Here is a 17,777-nt window from a genome sequence, read left to right on the forward strand (position 1 = left end):
TATAGTTTATCAGCCTGATGCGGCCGGTTTATAGTTCAAAATTAAAAAGATTGCCTTCTAACTCCTAACGGTCAGCTGTAGTATCCTGCCCCAGCACATACTTTGCCGAAATCGGGAAATGATCCGAATACCCCATTTCATGGTGCGTCCTGAACTCATAGGCACGCAAACCTTTGCTGTAAAACTGGTTATCGATGCGCAAAAATGGTAACGGGCCGTTATAGGTAGAGCCCACTCCGTTGCCGGCCACTACAAAAGCATTACTGAGTTCCTTAGCCATTTCGTTGTAAGTATAGCTGAAAGGAATATCATTAAAGTCGCCGCTCACAATCACATCATAGGGCGATTCGCGAATGTGCTGCAGCAGTTTCTCTATCTGGTAACCACGGGCAATAAATCCTTTGCGTAAACGCCTTGCCAGGTTGCGGCCCTCCTTTTCAAAGCTGTCCTGGTTGCCGATAGAAGAATAAGTATTCTCGATATCCTCTGCCTTAATACTCATAGATTGCAGGTGCACCGCATATACTCTTACTGTATCGCCTTTAACATTCAGGTCTGCCCAGATTGCCCGGTTCGCACTCGACTCCTGGCTAAATGAGATCATGCCCTTGTCTATAATCGGGTATTTAGAGAAAATGATAATGCCGAAATCAGCCTTCTCGCGGTCTACGCGCGATACAGAGAAAAAACGGCGTTTATTATAGCGCGTACCAATCTTACTGATTGTGTTGAACACGCTGGAGTTGCGTTTGCTGTAAAATTCCTGAAGGCAGTACACATCGGCAGGGTGCGTGGCCACCCATTCTATCATTTCTTTAGAAGTTTCTATACTAGAATCGTCGAGCTTGCCGTAGGCATTAAAAACATGCACATTGTAGCTGAGCACCTGTAAGGTATTGGCTCCGGCAGGTACCGGGTCTTCTTTAAAGTTGATCGGGAAGAAACGGGCATACTGGTTCCAGGAAAGTACCAGTGCGGCAATGGGTAAAATAACAAACCACTGGCGGCGCAGCAACCAGTACAGCAGGAACAAAATATTAAGCACCAAAGCCCCAGGCAAAGAAAAAGCAAGAAATGCTGACGGCCAGAATTTATGGGGCGGAACCTGCAGGCATACCAATCCCAGCAACATCCAGAACACCACTGCGATGTTCAGTATGAGCCAAAATCTTCTCCTTATTCTTTTGAATGTGTCTGACACAATAGCAAACTTACAAATTATGCTTTTATCTATACTATCCTATACTACAGAATATCTCTCTTTTGCAGAATAAGCAAAACTATAACAGAACGAACTATAATTAATTGTGTCGTGTTTTTTATCTGACGCCCCTCCCAAAGCCACTGCACTTGCAGCTGCTTTTTCCCTTTATAATTGGTGATGATAATTTAATACAAGCTGCCTAAACAGTGTATGTTGTTTATATAATGTTTTTGTAGTAAATTTGTGACATTATTTCCAGGGAGATGAGGGGACACGAAGTCCCCTTCTTTATTTCTTATTAGTTAACTATGGGACTTACGGCACAAACTATTCTGGCAATGGCCGAGGACAGCATCCGCGACACCGACCTTTTTATCGTAGATGTGGCAGTATCTGACTCAGCAGTTCGCCCAAAAGTAACAGTGCTTGCCGATGGCGAGCAAGGTATAACAATAGACCAGTGCGCTACTATCAGCCGCCGTATCAGCAAGAGAATTGAGGAGGCTTTTGGCGAAGAGTTAAGTTATACTATAGAAGTAAGTTCGCCGGGCGTGGATTTTCCGCTGACGCAGCCTAAGCAGTTTCAGCGTAACGTAGGCCGCAACCTGAAGCTTAAACTACAGGATGGTGCCGAGAAAACCGGCAAACTGGAAGAAGTAACAGAAACCGGCATTAACCTGCTGGAAGAAATTAAACAAAAAGGCAAGAAGGCAACGTATGAGCCTGTGCAAATACCTTTCGGGGAAATTGTAAAAGCAAATGTTGTAATATCTTTTAAATGATAAAATAATGAACAGTTCAGTCCTGATCGAGTCGTTCGCTGAGTTTGCGAAATTCAAGAACATTGACCGCCCGACTATGATGCGCATCCTGGAGGATGTATTCCGTACGATGATCCGCAAGAAGTGGGGCACCGACGAGAACTTTGACATCATCCTGAATGTGGAAAAGGGTGACCTGGAGATCTGGCGTAACCGCGAAATCGTGGACGACAACTCAGAAGACATCTGGGATCATGATAAGATCAGCCTTTCCGAGGCCCGTAAAATAGAACCTGATTTTGAAGTTGGTGAAGAAGTATCGGAAGAGATACAACTGGAAGACTTCGGTCGCCGTGCTGTTCTTACTGCCCGCCAGACGTTGATCCAGCGCATCAAGGACATGGAAAAGGAATTGTTGTTCCAGAAGTATAAAGACCTTGTTGGCGAGATCATTTCAGGTGAAGTATACCAGGTATGGAACCGCGAAGTGTTGCTACTTGATCAGGAAGAAAACGAACTATTAATTCCAAAAGGCGAACAGATCCCGAAAGACCGTTACCGCAAAGGCGATGTAGTGCGCGCTGTTGTTCAGCGGGTTGAAATCGTGAACGGTAATCCTAAGATTATACTTTCACGTACTTCTCCTACTTTCCTGGAGCGTCTTTTCGAAAACGAAGTACCTGAAATTTTTGATGGCCTGATCGCTATCAAGAAAATCGTTCGTGAGCCGGGTGAGCGCGCTAAAGTTGCCGTAGAATCTTTCGACGACCGCATCGATCCTGTTGGAGCCTGCGTGGGTATGAAAGGCTCGCGTATTCACAGCATTGTGCGCGAACTGGAAAACGAGAACATTGACGTAATTAACTATACCGATAACCTGGAACTATACATTCAGCGTGCCCTTAGCCCGGCTAAGATCACCAGCATGAAAATAGACCAGGAAAATGGCAGAGTTTCAGTATTCCTGAAGCCAGACCAGGTATCATTGGCTATTGGTAAAGGTGGCCAGAACATCAAACTTGCCAGCCGCCTGGTTGATATGGAGATCGATGTATTCAGAGAGTCTGAAACATACGAAGAAGATATCACACTGGATGAATTCTCTGATGAGATCGAAAGCTGGGTGATTGATGAGTTCAGAAAAATTGGCCTTGACACTGCAAAGAGTGTACTGGCTGTAACAAAAGAAGACCTGCTTCGCAGAACAGAACTGGAAGAAGAAACCATCGACGATGTACTTTCTATTCTGCGCGAAGAGTTTGAATCAGAAGATAACCAATAGTTGTGAGTTGTGCTCCGTTCGTATAATTTTGAAAGAAATATGAACGGAGCACATCCTGCATTGGGTTACAATTAGTAGTATTTAAGATTAAAATAAGAGACAGCATATTAGAACATGGCAGAAGAAACAACAAGGAGGCTTAAACAGGTTGCAACTACTTTGAACATCGGGGTATCTACGATTGTAGATTTCCTGTCTGCTAAAGGTTTTGACGTGGAAAATAAACCCACTACCAAAATCACCGCAGAACAGTTCGGTATGCTGACTAAAGAATTTGCTTCCTCCATGCAAGATAAAGCAGTGGCGGGAGAGCTTAATATTGGCAAAAAACCTCATAGCAACCAGGTAATTGAGCCAGAGCACCACGACATTAAAAAAGTGAGCGAATCGGATCAGGAAATTCTGATAAAAAATGCTCCCCAGCCAAAAGCTGAAGCAGAGCCGAAAGCCGCTGCACCTGAAGCTCCTGCAAAAGCAGAAGAACAGGCGCCAACTACAAAACTTCCTGGGTTTAAAGTACTGGGCAAGATCGATCTGGATGCAAAAGGGCGTCCGGTACCGAAGCAACCAGAACCACAAACGCCGAAAGCTGAAACTGCTACTCCAGTAGATGAAGCGCCAAAACAACCGGTTACTCCACCTGCTCCTCCTAAGGCGGAAGAAAAACCAGTTGCGGCAGCACCTAAAGCAGAAGAAAAACCAGTAGAAAAACCTGTTGCTCCAAAAGAGCAGCCAGAGAAACCAGCTGTTGAGCCAACCGCGCCACTTGCCGAGGCTCCGGCAGCACCAAAAGCAGAGGTTCCGGCACAACCTGTTACGCCTCCGGCCCCAGCCGAAGCGAAACCAGCAGCCCCAGCCCCTGCACCAGTAGCAACAACTCCGGCACCAGAGCCAACAGCACCGGAACAACCTGCTACACCGTCTGCAGAAAAATCACCAGAACAAATAGAAACGATCACAGCAAAAGCAGACCAGTTAAAAGGTCTGACTGTGTTGGGTAAAATAGAATTACCTGACCCACGTAGAAAAGGCACTAAGCCTGTTGCTTCTTCCGACGACAGGAAGAACGACAAAAAGAAAAAGCGTAAGCGTATTATAGTTGCCGGCGAAGGCACCCAGACGCAACAGCAGGGCCAGGCCCCACAAGCTGGAGCGCCAGGCCAGCCACGTCCACAGGGAACAGGCTACCAGGGCAACCGACCACAAGGTGGTGCCGGATACCAGGGTAACAGGCCACAGGGTGGTGCTGGCTACCAAGGTAACAGGCCACAAGGTGCCGGATACCAGGGCAACAGACCGCAAGGTGGCCCGGGCCAGCGCCCAGGAGGACCAGGAGGCAACCGAAATGCACCTCAACCAAGAGCAGAAAAAGCAGAGGTTACAGATAAGGAAATCCAGGAGCAGATTAAAGCAACGCTTGCTAAGCTGAGCGGAGGCAAAGGCCAGGGTGGAAATCGTGCGAAATACCGTCGCGAGAAACGTTCTGCAATTGCCGATGCAACGGAAGAGCGCAGAATGGCCGAGCAGGCAGAGTCTAAGACACTGCGTGCTACAGAGTTTATCTCTGCAAACGACCTGGCATCTATGATGAATGTGAGCGTAAACGACGTTATCAAAGTGTGTATGCAACTTGGTATGTTCGTTTCGATCAACCAGCGCCTTGATGCAGAAGCTTTGACTGTTATTGCTGATGAATTCGGTTATAATATTGACTTCATTACTTCTGAAGAAGAACAAGCACTAGAGCAGGTTGAAGAAGAAAATGAAGCAGACCTGCAAGAACGTGCTCCGATTGTGACTATTATGGGTCACGTTGACCACGGTAAAACTTCACTTCTTGACTACATCCGTAACTCTAACGTTACAGCCGGCGAAGCTGGTGGTATTACGCAGCACATTGGCGCTTACAAAGTAAAAACTGAAAGCGGCCGTACGGTTACGTTCCTGGATACGCCTGGTCACGAAGCCTTTACAGCGATGCGTGCCCGTGGTGCTAAAATTACGGACGTTGTTATTATTGTGGTAGCCGCTGACGACTCAGTGATGCCTCAGACAAAAGAAGCAATCAACCACGCACAGGCAGCCGGTGTACCGATTGTAATTGCACTGAACAAAATAGATAAACCTGCCGCTAACCCGGATAAAGTTCGTGAAGAGCTTGCTCAGCTGAACATCCTGGTGGAAGAATGGGGCGGTAAATACCAGTCGCAGGAAGTATCGGCTAAAACCGGCCTTGGTATACCTGAACTTCTGGAAAAAGTATTGCTTGAATCTGAATTACTTGAACTGAAGGCAAATCCTAACAGAAATGCTGTTGGTGCTGTAATTGAAGCCGCCCTGGATAAAGGTCGTGGTTATGTAGCTACTGTAATGGTACAGACAGGAACATTACGTATTGGTGATGTGGTACTGGCTGGTTCGCACTATGGTAGAGTAAAAGCGATGACAGACCATCGTGGCAGAAAAATGAAAGAAGCAGGTCCATCAACACCGGTACAGTTACTAGGTCTGGATGGCGCACCGCAGGCTGGTGATAAACTGATGGTAATGGAATCTGAGCGTGAAGCGAGAGAAATTGCATCAAACCGTACCCAGTTGCAGCGTGAGCAAAGCTTACGTACCCGTAAGCACATTACTCTGGATGAAATTGGTCGTCGTTTGGCAATCGGTACTTTCAAAGAGCTTAACGTGATCGTAAAAGGTGACGTGGATGGTTCGGTTGAAGCACTTTCTGACTCATTACTGAAATTATCTACACCGGAAGTACAGGTAAGCATCATCAACAAAGGGGTAGGTGCTATCTCCGAATCTGATGTTCTGTTAGCCTCTGCATCAGATGCGATTATCATTGGTTTCCAGGTACGTCCTTCTCAGAATGCGCGTAAACTGGCAGAACAGGAACAAATCGACGTTCGTCTGTACTCTATCATCTACGATGCAATAAACGAGGTGAAAGATGCGATGGAGGGTATGCTTGCTCCTACCCTGAAAGAGGAAATTACGGGTAACGCTGAAGTACGTGATGTATTTAAAGTAAGTAAGGTAGGTACAATTGCCGGCTGTATGATCACAGATGGTACTATCTCCAGAAACTCGAAAATACGCTTAGTACGTGATGGTATTGTAGTACATAATGGTGAGATCCTGGCCCTGAAACGCTTCAAAGATGATGTATCAGAAGTAAGACAAGGTTATGAGTGCGGTATCAGCATTAAAAACTATAACGAGATACAGTTAGGTGATATAATTGAAGCTTACGAAGAGAAAGAAGTTAAACGCTCGCTCTAAGCAAGTATAAATAATAAAAAAAGCCCCGTTGGTAATAACCAGCGGGGCTTTTTTTATACTTCCTGGGTAAAGAGGAGCATTTCGAAGTATAAAGTATAAAGGCCGCACCAATTGAGGTGCGGCCTTTATACTTTACTTAAATAGTAAAAACGAATCAGGACTGCCTGGCAAGCCGGCGTTTATCGCGCTTATGCTTTTTGTGCATTTCCTTCTCTTTCTTAAGTATAGCCTTCATGCGTTTGCTATGCTTAATGCGGTCTTTTGCAAAAGTATTGCGGCGTCCGTCTTCATACTTATTCCAACGGGAGTCCAGGCCTTCACCGCGCCTGCCGACAGCATCTGTAGACGCGGCAGGAGATTCAGTTTTAGCAGTTCCCCAATATTCATCTTTAGAGCTGCTTTGGCTGGTCTGAGCATTTGCCTCAGAAAATGCCAGCGAAAATCCGATAAACAGAATTGATAAAAATAACTTCTTCATATTCTTAAAACCTACAAAGTATAAAACGAAGTATCCCCGTAAAAAATATAAGTAAACAGATCAAATATTCAGGCCTGGTTACTTCTTGTTCTAGAATTACTTCTGACATAACCTGCAAAAGCGATACCAGGAAAAACTGAAATGTACTTTTTATTAAAGCAAGGAAAGGTAAAAGGAGTTCAATACTAACTCTAAATCTAGCATTTCAGTTTTTAACGAGAGCATAAAACCTCGAAAAATATTTCGCTCATGCCACAAGTGGCGTTTACAGCCCTACTTAGCTAATAGCCCAAACGCGGTAACAAATAGCAAAACACAATAGCTATTAAGGATTTAATGATTTCATTATATTTGTACCAGAAAAAAGACTTGAACTGAGCTGAAAGAACTATGGCACCATTTGATAACCTGCTGCTTCAACTAGAAAACGGCATCCTGACAATAACTATAAACAGAGCTGATAAACTCAATGCACTAAATATAGAGACAATCAGGGAAATTAAAACTGCCATTCAGCAAGTTTACGACGACCCTGCTATCAGAGCAGTTGTATTTGTTGGTGCCGGCACGAAAGCTTTTGTAGCAGGCGCGGACATTGCTGAAATTGCTGAATTAAGCGATGTAAATGCCCGAAGTTTTGCAGAACGTGGTCAGGAGGTTTTCAGCATGATAGAAAACAGCACCAAACCTGTAATAGCAGCTGTAAATGGCTTTGCTTTAGGCGGTGGTTGCGAATTAGCTATGGCTTGCCACATGCGCGTAGCCAGCAACAATGCAAAATTTGGTCAGCCGGAAGTTAATCTGGGCCTTATACCTGGTTATGGCGGCACGCAGCGCCTTACACAACTTATAGGTAAAGGCAAAGCCGTGGAATTAATGATGACCGGCGATATGATTTCTGCTGATGAAGCAAAAGATTTAGGTTTGGTAAACCACGTAACAACACAGGAGGATTTAATGCCAAAGTGCTATGAGATACTGAACAAGATCCTTACAAAAGCACCCCTGGCAATTGGTTTGGTTATAGATTGTGTAAACGCAGTGTTTGATAAAGAAGAAGACGGTTACCAGACAGAAGCTAACTCATTTGCACGCTGCTGCACCTCACAAGACTTTATTGAAGGTACCAATGCCTTCCTCGAAAAAAGAAAGCCTGAATTCAAAGGCAACTAATCTATACTAATCTATCTATACTTCATCCGCCCCTCAGACCAAAAGTATGAGCATAGCCAAGAAACTGGTCGGGCAGACTGCTGCCTATGGTTTAAGCAGTATTGTAGGCCGGGCGCTTAATTACCTGCTTGTTCCGGTTTATACTGCCGTATTCCTTCCCAACGAGTATGGTGTAGTATCGTACCTGTATGCCTTTGTTGCTTTTTTCAACATAGTGTATACCTACGGCATGGAAACAGCCTACTTCAGGTTTGCAAATAAAGCTGATGCTGATAAACCAGCCCTTTATAACCGGGTGCTCACGCTAATTACACTTTCCAGTTTAGCTTTTTCCGGTATACTTATACTTGCATCCGGGCATATCGCAAGTTTTGTTGGCATACCTGAAAAACCGGAATACGTGAGCTGGTTAGCTATTGTGCTGGCCATAGATGCTATAGTTGCCATACCTTTTGCTTCGCTGCGCCTGGAAAACAAAGCCATTAAGTTTGCCTCCATTAAGCTAATCAACATACTAATTACGGTTGGCGCCAACATGTTTTTCCTGGTACTCTGCCGCGATGTCTACTTAGGCAAGTATCTGGCACCATTAAAACCTATAGTCGACAGTATTTACAGCCCAACCTTCGGAATCGGTTACATATTTCTAATAAACCTGGTTGCCAATGCCCTGCAAATACCATTGCTATGGCGTGAACTGAGCAAATGGCGGTTTAACCTGGATATGGAAGTGCTGCGCCCAATGCTTTCCTACGCTTACCCGCTGCTTTTTATGGGTTTGGCAGGTATGGTGAACGAAGTGATCGACAGAATTCTGCTAGAGCGCCTGCTGCCTGATAATTTTTACCCCAATACTACAAGTATGGCAGCGGTGGGCGTATATAGCGCCTGTTACAAGCTCTCTATTTTTATGTCACTGGCCATACAGGCATTTCGTTATGCTGCCGAGCCTTTCTTTTTCTCACAATCACAGGATAAAAGTTCGCCGCACACCTTTGCTCTGGTTATGAAGTGGTTTGTGATCGCTTGTGCCTTCATTTTCCTTTTTATCAGTGCCAACCTGGAAGATTTTGCTTTACTGTTGCGTAGCCAGGCTTACCGAGAAGGTATAATGGTAGTACCGGTACTGTTGCTGGCCAACCTGTTCCTAGGCGTATACTATAACCTATCGGTGTGGTTTAAGCTAACAGATAAAACAAAGTATGGCACCTACATCAGTTTTGGCGGAGCTGCTATAACAATACTTTTCAACCTGCTGCTGATACCAGTACTTGGTTACATGGGCTCTGCGCTGGCAACTTTTTTATGTTACTTCGGGATGGCACTGGCAAGCTACCTTTTAGGCAACCGCCACTACCCTATTCCTTACCCTGTTAAAACCATTATGGGCTATGTAGTGCTGGCCGTTATACTTACTGTAGCAGCTTTGTATATCCCGATCGAGAATTTCTGGGTGCGCCATGCGGTGCATCTTATCTTATGTGGTGCCTTCGTGCTGGTAGTGTTCCTACAGGAGCGTCCGCACTTCCGGCTAAAAAATTAATCTTTATTTTTAAAAGATGAACAACAAGAACTTGCTGGTTAACGTCATTAACCAATCAAAGCATGCGCTTCCTAATTACCAGACTGAGCACTCGGCAGGTATGGACCTTCGCGCTAACTTAGAAACAGCTGTAACCCTTAAGCCATTGCAGCGCGCACTAATACCAACCGGCTTATTTATAGCATTGCCTGAAGGTCACGAAGCGCAGATCAGGCCAAGAAGCGGACTGGCTTATAAACATGGAATATCGATTGTTAACAGCCCGGGCACAATCGATGCTGATTATCGTGGCGAAATAAAAGTATTGCTTGTAAACCTCTCCGATCAGGATTTTGTGGTAGAAGATGGCGAACGCATAGCCCAGATGGTGGTAGCAAAGTATGAGCGCGTAGCCTGGGCCGAAGCTGAGACCCTGACGGATACAGAACGTGGCGCTGGCGGCTACGGCAGCACGGGCACGAAATAACGTAAGCAATATTTCGTTTTCCGTGTTTGGGCAAAGTATAGCCTATCAAAACAACAGGCATAACTAAGTATTTAACGCTGCAGTAAAAGCTGTGGCATCATTATAACTAACGAAACAAACAGAATTGCTATGAGGATAATAGTACCAATGGCAGGTATGGGCAAACGAATGCGCCCGCACACACTTACAGTTCCTAAACCACTTATACCTATAGCTGGCAAACCAATTGTGCAGCGCCTAGTTGAAGACATTGCAAAAGTATGCCAGGAGCCGATTGAAGAAGTCGCTTTTATCATCGGCCGATTTGGTGAAGAGGTAGAGAAGAGCCTGGTAAGTATAGCTGAGTCTGTAGGCGCTAAAGGCAGCATCCATTACCAGGACGAAGCACTGGGTACGGCGCACGCAATCATGTGTGCTCAAAATTCGCTGGAGGGTAAAGTAGTGGTTGCCTTTGCAGATACACTTTTTAAAGCGGATTTCCAGTTAGATACGAATGCTGATGGCACAGTATGGGTGCAGCGTGTGGAAGACCCTAGAGCTTTCGGCGTAATTAAGCTGAACGAAAACCATGAGATTACTGACTTTGTGGAAAAACCACAGGAGTTTGTATCTGATATGGCCATTATAGGTATATACTACTTTAAAGATGGCGCTTACCTGCGCAGCGAATTGCAATACCTGCTGGATAACGACATTAAAGAGAAAGGCGAATACCAACTGACAAACGCGCTGGAAAATATGAAAAACAAAGGCACTGTGTTTGTGCCTGCGCTAATTTCTGAATGGCTTGATTGCGGAAATAAAAACGCAACAGTTTATACCAATCAGCGCTATTTAGAGTATATAAAAGATGAAGAAGGATTAGTGTCTTCTTCGGCTCAGCTGAATAATGCAGTTATTGTGCCGCCGGTATTTATTGGAGAGAATGTGGTTATTCATAATTCTGTAGTAGGACCGCACGTTTCTATTGGTAACAACACCAGCGTGTACGACTCTGTATTAAGCAATTCGATCATTCAGGAAAATACGGTTCTTAAAAACGGGAACATTTCAAACTCTATGGTCGGCAACTTTGTTTCTTACAAAGGGCGCCAGTCTGATCTCAGCATTGGCGACTACAATACGCTTATAGATTAGTATTCAACATGATTCGATTCAGAAACATTGTTCTCGCAATTTGCTGCCTGACCCTGGTTGCATCAGGCGAAAGCCTTGCGCAATCCAAGCGCAAAAAGGCAAAAGCTGCAAAGCAGGCAGCCGCAGTTGCTGCCCCTGTGCCGCAACCGTCCGAGCAGGAAATGCAGATCAGCGAGACATTGTTTCTGGATGGATTGAAATATTATATGCTCGAGGATTATGACCAGGCACTTAAATTGTTTCAGAAAGCCTACGTCCTCACGCCCAACAATGCGGCCTTAAACTATAAATTAGCCGAAACATATCTGCAGCTTAAAAACCCAAAAGATGCTGTACCATTCGCCCAGGCCGCTATAGCCCAGGATAGCAAAAATGAATACTATTACCTGCTACTTGCTCAGCTTTATACGCAACAGAAACAAGTAGCTGAAGCAGCCCAGGCATATAATGCATTACTGCAAAATGTACCCGATTCAGACGATTACCTTTTTAACCTTGCTGATTTATACTTAGCGCAAACCCAATACGACGATGCCCTGAAAACTTATGAGCGCATCGAGAAGAAATTCGGACCGCTGGAGCAGGTGTCTATAAACAGGCAGCAGATTTACCTGCGCCAGAAAAACATTACCAAAGCTATACAGGAAGGTGAGAAACTGCTGGCAAATAACCCAACAGAAGTACGTTATTTCCTGGCACAGGCAGAACTATACAATGCCTCTCAAAAACCGGATATTGCTATCGAAACGCTGCAACGAGCGCTTCGCCTGGAACCAAACAACCCGTTTGCACACTTAATGCTCTCTGACCTTAACCGCCAGAAGGGCAACCTGGAAGAGTCTGAAAAACAAGTAAAAATTGCATTCGCAAGCCCGGAACTTGACATCGACACCAAAGTGCGTATTCTGGTTGATTTTATCCGGCAGTTGCCAAACCCGCAACTGGAAGGTATATCTCTGGAGCTGGTAGACTTAACTATACAATCTCACCCGCAGGAGGCTAAAGCCTACGCTGTAGCCGGCGACCTGCAAACTATAGTTGGCAAAAAAGAAACAGCACGAAACAACTATCTGAAAGCTGTTGAGCTTGATGATTCCCATTTTAAGATCTGGCAGCAAATCGTGCTTTTAGATGCTGAACTTTCACAATCGGCTGCCCTGATAAAGCACTCAGAAGAGGCATTGGAGCTTTTCCCGAACCAGGCTGTCTTCTGGTTTTATAACGGTACCGGCCACCTGATAGAGAAAAATTTTGAGAAGGCTATAAAATCACTGGAGTATGGCAAGCGCCTTTCGGCAAACGAACCTGAACTGGTAGCACAATTTAACATGCAGCTTGGCGATAGCTATCACTCCCTGAAAGAGTATAAAAAATCGAATGAAGCCTACGATGCCGTGCTCGCTTTTGATGCTGATAACGAATATGTGCTCAATAATTACAGCTATTACCTATCGCTGCGGAACGAAAACCTGCAGAAGGCAAAAGAAATGGCAGGCCGTTTAGTAGCCAAGCATGCCGATAATCCTACTTATTTAGATACCTATGCCTGGGTACTATATAAATTAGAAGACTATGAAGGTGCCCTTAAATTACTGGAAAAAGCTATTGCTACCTCTGACGATGCCACCATTGTAGAGCATTATGGCGATGTTCTTTTTAAGCTTAATCAGCAGGAAGAAGCCGTAAAGCAGTGGCAGAAAGCCAAACTAAAAGGCGAAGCCTCTGCCTTCATCGACAAAAAAATAAAAGAGAAAAAACTGTATGAATAAACAGCTCCTGCTTTGCCTGTTAGCTTTTACAATGCTAACAGCGTGTAAGAAAGAAACTGTACCTACTACTGCCTCTTCTACCACTGAAACTATAGGCAAAGTAACTGTCCAGAATTTAGACTTCAATTATTTAAGCGCAAAGGGCTCTTTAACATTGGACGACCGCGGCGAAAGCACCACTTCGGGTTATTCTATGCGCATCAAAAAAGACAGCGTGATCTGGGTATCGGTGCAGCCAGGCTTAGGTATAGAAGCTGCCCGCCTCAAAATAACCCAGGATTCTGTGTTTGTAATGAACCGCCTGCGCCGCGAATTTACAGCCACCAGTTATACTTACCTTAGCAATAAACTTAAAGTTGATGTAAACTTTGATGTGCTCCAGGCTATACTTTTAGGTAACTACCAGCCAAACGGCCAGGAAAAATCAATAGACGAAGCCGGCCAACAGCATGTGCAGCAGCTTCGCGAAAATTTATTGTTCGACTATTTTATTGGTAAACAGAACCAGAAGCTGCAGCAACTTAATGTTAAAGACCAGCAAACCGGAAGCACTATTACAGTAAAGTATAATACCTTCCAGCCTATAGGTGATGTGCCTTTTGCCCATGCTTTGGTTGCCCAAGTACAGCAACCTGACCAGATTTCCAGCTTTAATCTTATGCACAGTCGCGTTACAGTTACAGACGAAATTCTGGATTTCCCTTTCGCAGTTCCGTCAGATTATAAAAGGCTATAGTTTAATAAAATCAGGAGGCAGTTGGTTCTTCGTGTTTAGTTTTGCCATATTTGTAAACTTAGAGTCGAAGAACCCATAGCTTAATGATAGCCCTTTACAGATTTGCCTTCTTCTTGGCCCTGCTGATGCTCCCTTTTGCCACTCAGGCGCAAAAGAAAAAATCAAAAGCACAGTTAGAAAAGGAAAAGAAGGAAAACCTCGCCCGTATTAAAGAAGCAAACCGCATTCTGCAGCAAACAAAAGTGCAGAAACAGGCTTCTATTGGCCAGCTTACTGCCATACAGGAAAAAATTACCGTACAAAAAGGAGTTATCAAAAACGTATCGCGCGAGATAAACTATATCGAGTCGGATGTTCAGGAAACAGAAGGTATAGTGGGTGCCCTGCAATCAGATCTTGATAAGCTTAAGGCCGAATACGCTACTATGGTGTATGCCGCCTCTAAAACTGCCAACAGCTATAACAAGCTCATGTTCTTATTTGCTGCAGACTCTTTTAACCAACTGGTAATGCGTATGCGCTACCTGCAGCAGTATTCGGAAGCTCGTAAAAAGCAGGTTGAACAGATAAATAAAGTACAGGCTGCGCTTACAGGCCAGTTAGACATACTTGAGTCAAAAAAAAGACAGAAGCAAAATCTGTTGAACAAACAGCTGGTAGAAAGCAAAAATCTGCATAATCTTAAAAGCCAGCAGGATAGCGTAATTTCGCGCCTGAGCAAACAGGAATCTAATTTACAATCAGAAGTAGCGCAACGCCAACAGGCAGTACGCAAGCTTGATAACCTGATTGCCGATATAGTACGGGAAGAAATTGCCAGGGCTGCACGTGCTGCCAGAGCCGAAGGCCGCAAACCAAGTACCAGCACAAACAAAATTACGTTAACCCCGGAAGCAGCCCTTGTTTCGTCTTCATTTGCAGGTAACAAAGGTCGTTTGGCCTGGCCGGTAGAGCGTGGTTTTATTTCGCAGCGTTTTGGTCGCCACAACCACCCGGTACTTAAGGGCGTGGTTATCGAAAACAGAGGGATTGATATTCAGACATCAAGCGGAGAGCAGGCACGCGCTATTTTTGAGGGGAAAGTGTTAACTGTGGCCAGCGTACCCGGCATGAATAACATCGTAATGGTACAGCACGGCGAGTATTTTACAGTTTATGCCAAACTTAAAACTGTAAGTGTAACCACTGGCCAAACTGTTAAGCTAAAAGATGTTATCGGCACTGTTTATACCAACTCCGATGGCACCACCGAACTGCAATTCCAGATCTGGAAAAATAATGCCAACCTTAACCCACAAAGCTGGATCAAAAGCAAGTAAAATACAGGAAAGTATAATCCGATAATTTACTGCGCTGCTTCTGCTAGGGCCTATATCCTATAGTTTATACTTTAGGCCTTACTTAAAATAGCTTGAAAATTATTGCCACCAGGTATAAAAAGAAAAAAGCACTCTACAAAGCAGAGTGCCTTTCCAAGCTATGAAAACAAACTTAATTTTATATTCTTTCGCAAACTCAGGTAAAACCTTTGCCTGCAACAAAATATCATTATAAATATACATCCACTTTTGCAATTGTGCAATAGCCTCCCCTACTCTACTTTTGTTTTTCAGTTATTAGGCTCTTAATTTTCGCACTGCTTTATTGCGGATAAACCTACCTAAACAAGTTACAGGCCAAAAAATAACTAAATCACAACAAACTGATTATCAATCCAATTACAATCAACCATTTGGCAATCATTCTCTATTTGGGAAAAACAAATTCCTATAACAGGAAGAAATACATAGGAAATTTACTATGTAATTTATTTTATCCTTAACAAATTTCACCTCACTGAATATTCTACTTTACAAAAGATAGCTAGTGTAAGGGAGGTATAGCCAGGTAAGTCTAAAGGGCGGTCTGCATCGTAAGTATACTGTTTACATAAAAACCTGCATATGCATAACGGCACATAATAAACTAATGTGTCCTTTTGTGGGTTTATTTAAAATATTAACTCTAATTTTGTAACCAATACATTTTAACATCTAAAACAATGGGTATCACCAACATTTTTGCTTTTATCGGAGGCCTGGGTGGCACAGAGGTAATTCTTATTTTGTTTGCCATTCTATTACTTTTCGGTGCTAAGCGCATACCTGAGCTTGCAAAAGGTTTGGGCCGCGGCATTCGTGAGTTCAAAGATGCTGCCAAAGACATCAAAAACGATGTAGAGCATTCAGCTAACGACACTAACAACAACAAATAGTACTTTTTAAATTAACCATTTAAAAAGAAAATATGTGCTTAAATACAATTTTCCTCTTCCTGGGAGACCTGGGAGGCGGAGAGATGCTTGTTATACTAACAGCCATCCTGCTATTGTTTGGTGCTGATAAAATCCCTGGTATTGCGCGCTCTTTTGGCCGCGGTATTCGTGAGTTCAAAGACGCAACAAACGAAATAAAGCACGAATTAGAACGATCAATCGACGACGACAAGAAGCCAAAATAGTTTGAGACAGTATCATTCGTTACGTGACATCCGCACAGACATTGCCAGCGGGCAGGTTTCGTGCAAGCAACTGGTAGATCATTACCTACGCAATATTAAGAATAATGCCCACCTGAATGCCTTTTTAGAGGTGTTTGAGGAGGAAGCTTTTGCCCAGGCTGATACCGTAGATCAGAAAATTGCCAGCGGAACCGCAGGCAAATTGGCGGGTATGGTTATCGGTATAAAAGACGTGCTAGCTTACGAAGGCCATAGTTTACAGGCATCAAGCCAGATCCTGAATGGCTTTAAATCTTTGTATACGGCCACGGCTGTACAGCGCCTGATTGCTGAGGATGCTATTATTATTGGTCGCCAGAACTGCGACGAATTTGCTATGGGTGCCTCTAACGAGAACTCTTCTTTCGGTCCAGTTTTAAACGCCGATGATGTTACCCGAGTACCGGGTGGTTCATCAGGTGGATCGGCTGTTGCTGTACAGGCAGATCTATGTTTAGCTTCAATCGGTTCTGACACCGGAGGCTCTGTGCGTCAGCCAGCTTCGTTTTGTGGTGTTATCGGACTTAAGCCAACATACTCCCGCATATCGCGCTATGGCCTTATCGCTTATGCTTCTTCTTTCGACCAGATCGGGATTATGAGCAAAAGTGTGGAAGATGCTGCGCTTTTACTGGAGGTAATGGCCGGCAACGATGACTATGACAGTACTGTGAGTCAGCGCGAAGTACCCGCTTACAGCGAGCTACTGGCCACCGACAAGAAGTATAAAATAGGTTATATCCGCGACTGTTTCGAGAGCGAAGGCCTTGATAAGGAAGTTAAGGAAAGTATACTTTCGGTAAAAGATATGCTGAAAGATGCCGGCCACCAGGTTGAGGCTGTGGAGTTCCCATACCTTGACTACATGGTACCAACTTATTACATCCTGACTACTGCTGAAGCAAGCTCCAACCTTGGCCGTTTCGACGGTGTAAAGTATGGCTATCGCAGCCACAATGTTACAGACCTGACTTCGTTATACAAAAAAACAAGGTCTGAAGGATTTGGCCTGGAAGTACAGCGCCGCATTATGCTGGGTACTTTTGTACTTAGCGCCGATTATTACGATGCTTATTACACTAAGGCACAACGTGTTAGAAGGCTTATAAAGGAAAAGACTGACGAATTGCTTCAAAAGTATGATTTCCTTATATTACCTACTGCACCTACTACAGCTTTTAAATTAGAGGAGAACACTGCCAATCCACTGGCTATGTACCTGGCCGATATTTTTACGGTTCAGGCTTCGCTTGCAGGTGTACCAGCTATCTCTATTCCGGTTGGTCGCGATGCAAACGGCCTTTCCATCGGGTTACAGCTAATGACCCGCTCATTTGAGGAACCGCAGTTGCTGGCTTTCTCAAATTATATCTTGGATAAGATAACCGTTGAAGCATAACAT

15 protein-coding genes are annotated in these 17,777 nt (G+C 44.3%); 13 read left to right on the top strand and 2 right to left on the bottom strand.

What is annotated here, in order from left to right; genetic code table 11:
- Nucleotides 1-64: 64 nt before the first annotated feature.
- Nucleotides 65-1,201 carry an endonuclease/exonuclease/phosphatase family protein gene (locus tag LWP20_RS09980; RefSeq protein WP_242927977.1) on the bottom strand — a complete coding sequence of 379 codons (1,137 nt, stop codon included), beginning with the start codon at nucleotides 1,199-1,201 and terminating at the stop codon, nucleotides 65-67.
- A gap of 311 nt (nucleotides 1,202-1,512) precedes the next feature.
- Between LWP20_RS09980 and rimP the strand changes: the two genes are divergently transcribed.
- From rimP to infB, 3 genes are all read left to right on the top strand, one after another.
- Nucleotides 1,513-1,986 (top strand): ribosome maturation factor RimP, encoded by a 474-nt coding sequence (rimP, locus tag LWP20_RS09985; protein WP_242927978.1) that lies wholly within the window; start codon nucleotides 1,513-1,515, stop codon nucleotides 1,984-1,986.
- A gap of 7 nt (nucleotides 1,987-1,993) precedes the next feature.
- The gene (nusA, locus tag LWP20_RS09990; RefSeq protein ID WP_242927979.1) at nucleotides 1,994-3,247 is read left to right on the top strand and encodes a transcription termination factor NusA; all 1,254 of its coding nucleotides are present in this window, start codon (nucleotides 1,994-1,996) and stop codon (nucleotides 3,245-3,247) included.
- Between the two features lie 114 nt (nucleotides 3,248-3,361).
- The gene (infB, locus tag LWP20_RS09995) at nucleotides 3,362-6,535 is read left to right on the top strand and encodes a translation initiation factor IF-2 (protein ID WP_242927980.1); all 3,174 of its coding nucleotides are present in this window, start codon (nucleotides 3,362-3,364) and stop codon (nucleotides 6,533-6,535) included.
- Between the two features lie 154 nt (nucleotides 6,536-6,689).
- Here infB and LWP20_RS10000 read toward each other — a convergent pair whose 3' ends face one another.
- Nucleotides 6,690-7,013 carry a hypothetical protein gene (locus tag LWP20_RS10000; protein ID WP_242927981.1) on the bottom strand — a complete coding sequence of 108 codons (324 nt, stop codon included), beginning with the start codon at nucleotides 7,011-7,013 and terminating at the stop codon, nucleotides 6,690-6,692.
- A gap of 390 nt (nucleotides 7,014-7,403) precedes the next feature.
- On the opposite strand from LWP20_RS10000, the gene LWP20_RS10005 reads away from it, so the two are divergent.
- From LWP20_RS10005 to gatA, 10 genes are all read left to right on the top strand, one after another.
- Nucleotides 7,404-8,186 (top strand): enoyl-CoA hydratase/isomerase family protein, encoded by a 783-nt coding sequence (locus tag LWP20_RS10005; RefSeq protein ID WP_242927982.1) that lies wholly within the window; start codon nucleotides 7,404-7,406, stop codon nucleotides 8,184-8,186.
- 46 nt (nucleotides 8,187-8,232) lie between these two features.
- Complete coding sequence (locus LWP20_RS10010; RefSeq protein ID WP_242927983.1) at nucleotides 8,233-9,729, top strand: oligosaccharide flippase family protein; 1,497 nt, start codon at nucleotides 8,233-8,235, stop codon at nucleotides 9,727-9,729.
- Between the two features lie 16 nt (nucleotides 9,730-9,745).
- Nucleotides 9,746-10,195 carry a dUTP diphosphatase gene (gene dut / locus LWP20_RS10015; RefSeq protein WP_242927984.1) on the top strand — a complete coding sequence of 150 codons (450 nt, stop codon included), beginning with the start codon at nucleotides 9,746-9,748 and terminating at the stop codon, nucleotides 10,193-10,195.
- 129 nt (nucleotides 10,196-10,324) lie between these two features.
- A complete protein-coding gene (locus LWP20_RS10020; protein ID WP_242927985.1) occupies nucleotides 10,325-11,332 on the top strand; it encodes a sugar phosphate nucleotidyltransferase in 1,008 nt (335 codons plus the stop codon).
- Nucleotides 11,333-11,340: 8 nt separating this feature from the next.
- On the top strand, nucleotides 11,341-13,101 hold the full coding sequence (locus LWP20_RS10025; protein WP_242927986.1) for a tetratricopeptide repeat protein: 1,761 nt from the start codon (nucleotides 11,341-11,343) through the stop codon (nucleotides 13,099-13,101).
- On the top strand, nucleotides 13,094-13,837 hold the full coding sequence (gene lolB1, locus LWP20_RS10030) for a lipoprotein insertase outer membrane protein LolB1 (protein WP_242927987.1): 744 nt from the start codon (nucleotides 13,094-13,096) through the stop codon (nucleotides 13,835-13,837). The genes LWP20_RS10025 and lolB1 overlap by 8 nt, the downstream gene beginning before the upstream one ends.
- Before the next feature lie 83 nt (nucleotides 13,838-13,920).
- Nucleotides 13,921-15,156 carry a murein hydrolase activator EnvC family protein gene (locus tag LWP20_RS10035; protein ID WP_242927988.1) on the top strand — a complete coding sequence of 412 codons (1,236 nt, stop codon included), beginning with the start codon at nucleotides 13,921-13,923 and terminating at the stop codon, nucleotides 15,154-15,156.
- Nucleotides 15,157-15,878: 722 nt separating this feature from the next.
- On the top strand, nucleotides 15,879-16,091 hold the full coding sequence (locus tag LWP20_RS10040) for a Sec-independent protein translocase subunit TatA/TatB (RefSeq protein ID WP_242927989.1): 213 nt from the start codon (nucleotides 15,879-15,881) through the stop codon (nucleotides 16,089-16,091).
- A 32-nt stretch (nucleotides 16,092-16,123) separates the two neighbouring features.
- Nucleotides 16,124-16,336: a Sec-independent protein translocase subunit TatA/TatB gene (locus LWP20_RS10045; RefSeq protein WP_242927990.1), complete on the top strand. Its 213-nt coding sequence runs from the start codon at nucleotides 16,124-16,126 to the stop codon at nucleotides 16,334-16,336.
- Nucleotide 16,337: 1 nt separating this feature from the next.
- Nucleotides 16,338-17,774: an Asp-tRNA(Asn)/Glu-tRNA(Gln) amidotransferase subunit GatA gene (gene gatA / locus LWP20_RS10050; protein WP_242927991.1), complete on the top strand. Its 1,437-nt coding sequence runs from the start codon at nucleotides 16,338-16,340 to the stop codon at nucleotides 17,772-17,774.
- Nucleotides 17,775-17,777 lie beyond the last annotated feature (3 nt).

Source organism: Pontibacter vulgaris, from assembly GCF_022758145.1.
Taxonomy (GTDB): domain Bacteria; phylum Bacteroidota; class Bacteroidia; order Cytophagales; family Hymenobacteraceae; genus Pontibacter; species Pontibacter vulgaris.

Coding starts and splice junctions, on each gene's coding strand:
- rimP (WP_242927978.1), top strand. CDS start 1,513: ATGGGACTTACGGCACAAACTATTCTGGCAATGGCCGAGGACAGCATC.
- nusA (WP_242927979.1), top strand. CDS start 1,994: ATGAACAGTTCAGTCCTGATCGAGTCGTTCGCTGAGTTTGCGAAATTC.
- infB (WP_242927980.1), top strand. CDS start 3,362: ATGGCAGAAGAAACAACAAGGAGGCTTAAACAGGTTGCAACTACTTTG.
- LWP20_RS10000 (WP_242927981.1), bottom strand. CDS start 7,013: ATGAAGAAGTTATTTTTATCAATTCTGTTTATCGGATTTTCGCTGGCA.
- LWP20_RS10005 (WP_242927982.1), top strand. CDS start 7,404: ATGGCACCATTTGATAACCTGCTGCTTCAACTAGAAAACGGCATCCTG.
- LWP20_RS10010 (WP_242927983.1), top strand. CDS start 8,233: ATGAGCATAGCCAAGAAACTGGTCGGGCAGACTGCTGCCTATGGTTTA.
- dut (WP_242927984.1), top strand. CDS start 9,746: ATGAACAACAAGAACTTGCTGGTTAACGTCATTAACCAATCAAAGCAT.
- LWP20_RS10020 (WP_242927985.1), top strand. CDS start 10,325: ATGAGGATAATAGTACCAATGGCAGGTATGGGCAAACGAATGCGCCCG.
- LWP20_RS10025 (WP_242927986.1), top strand. CDS start 11,341: ATGATTCGATTCAGAAACATTGTTCTCGCAATTTGCTGCCTGACCCTG.
- lolB1 (WP_242927987.1), top strand. CDS start 13,094: ATGAATAAACAGCTCCTGCTTTGCCTGTTAGCTTTTACAATGCTAACA.
- LWP20_RS10035 (WP_242927988.1), top strand. CDS start 13,921: ATGATAGCCCTTTACAGATTTGCCTTCTTCTTGGCCCTGCTGATGCTC.
- LWP20_RS10040 (WP_242927989.1), top strand. CDS start 15,879: ATGGGTATCACCAACATTTTTGCTTTTATCGGAGGCCTGGGTGGCACA.
- LWP20_RS10045 (WP_242927990.1), top strand. CDS start 16,124: ATGTGCTTAAATACAATTTTCCTCTTCCTGGGAGACCTGGGAGGCGGA.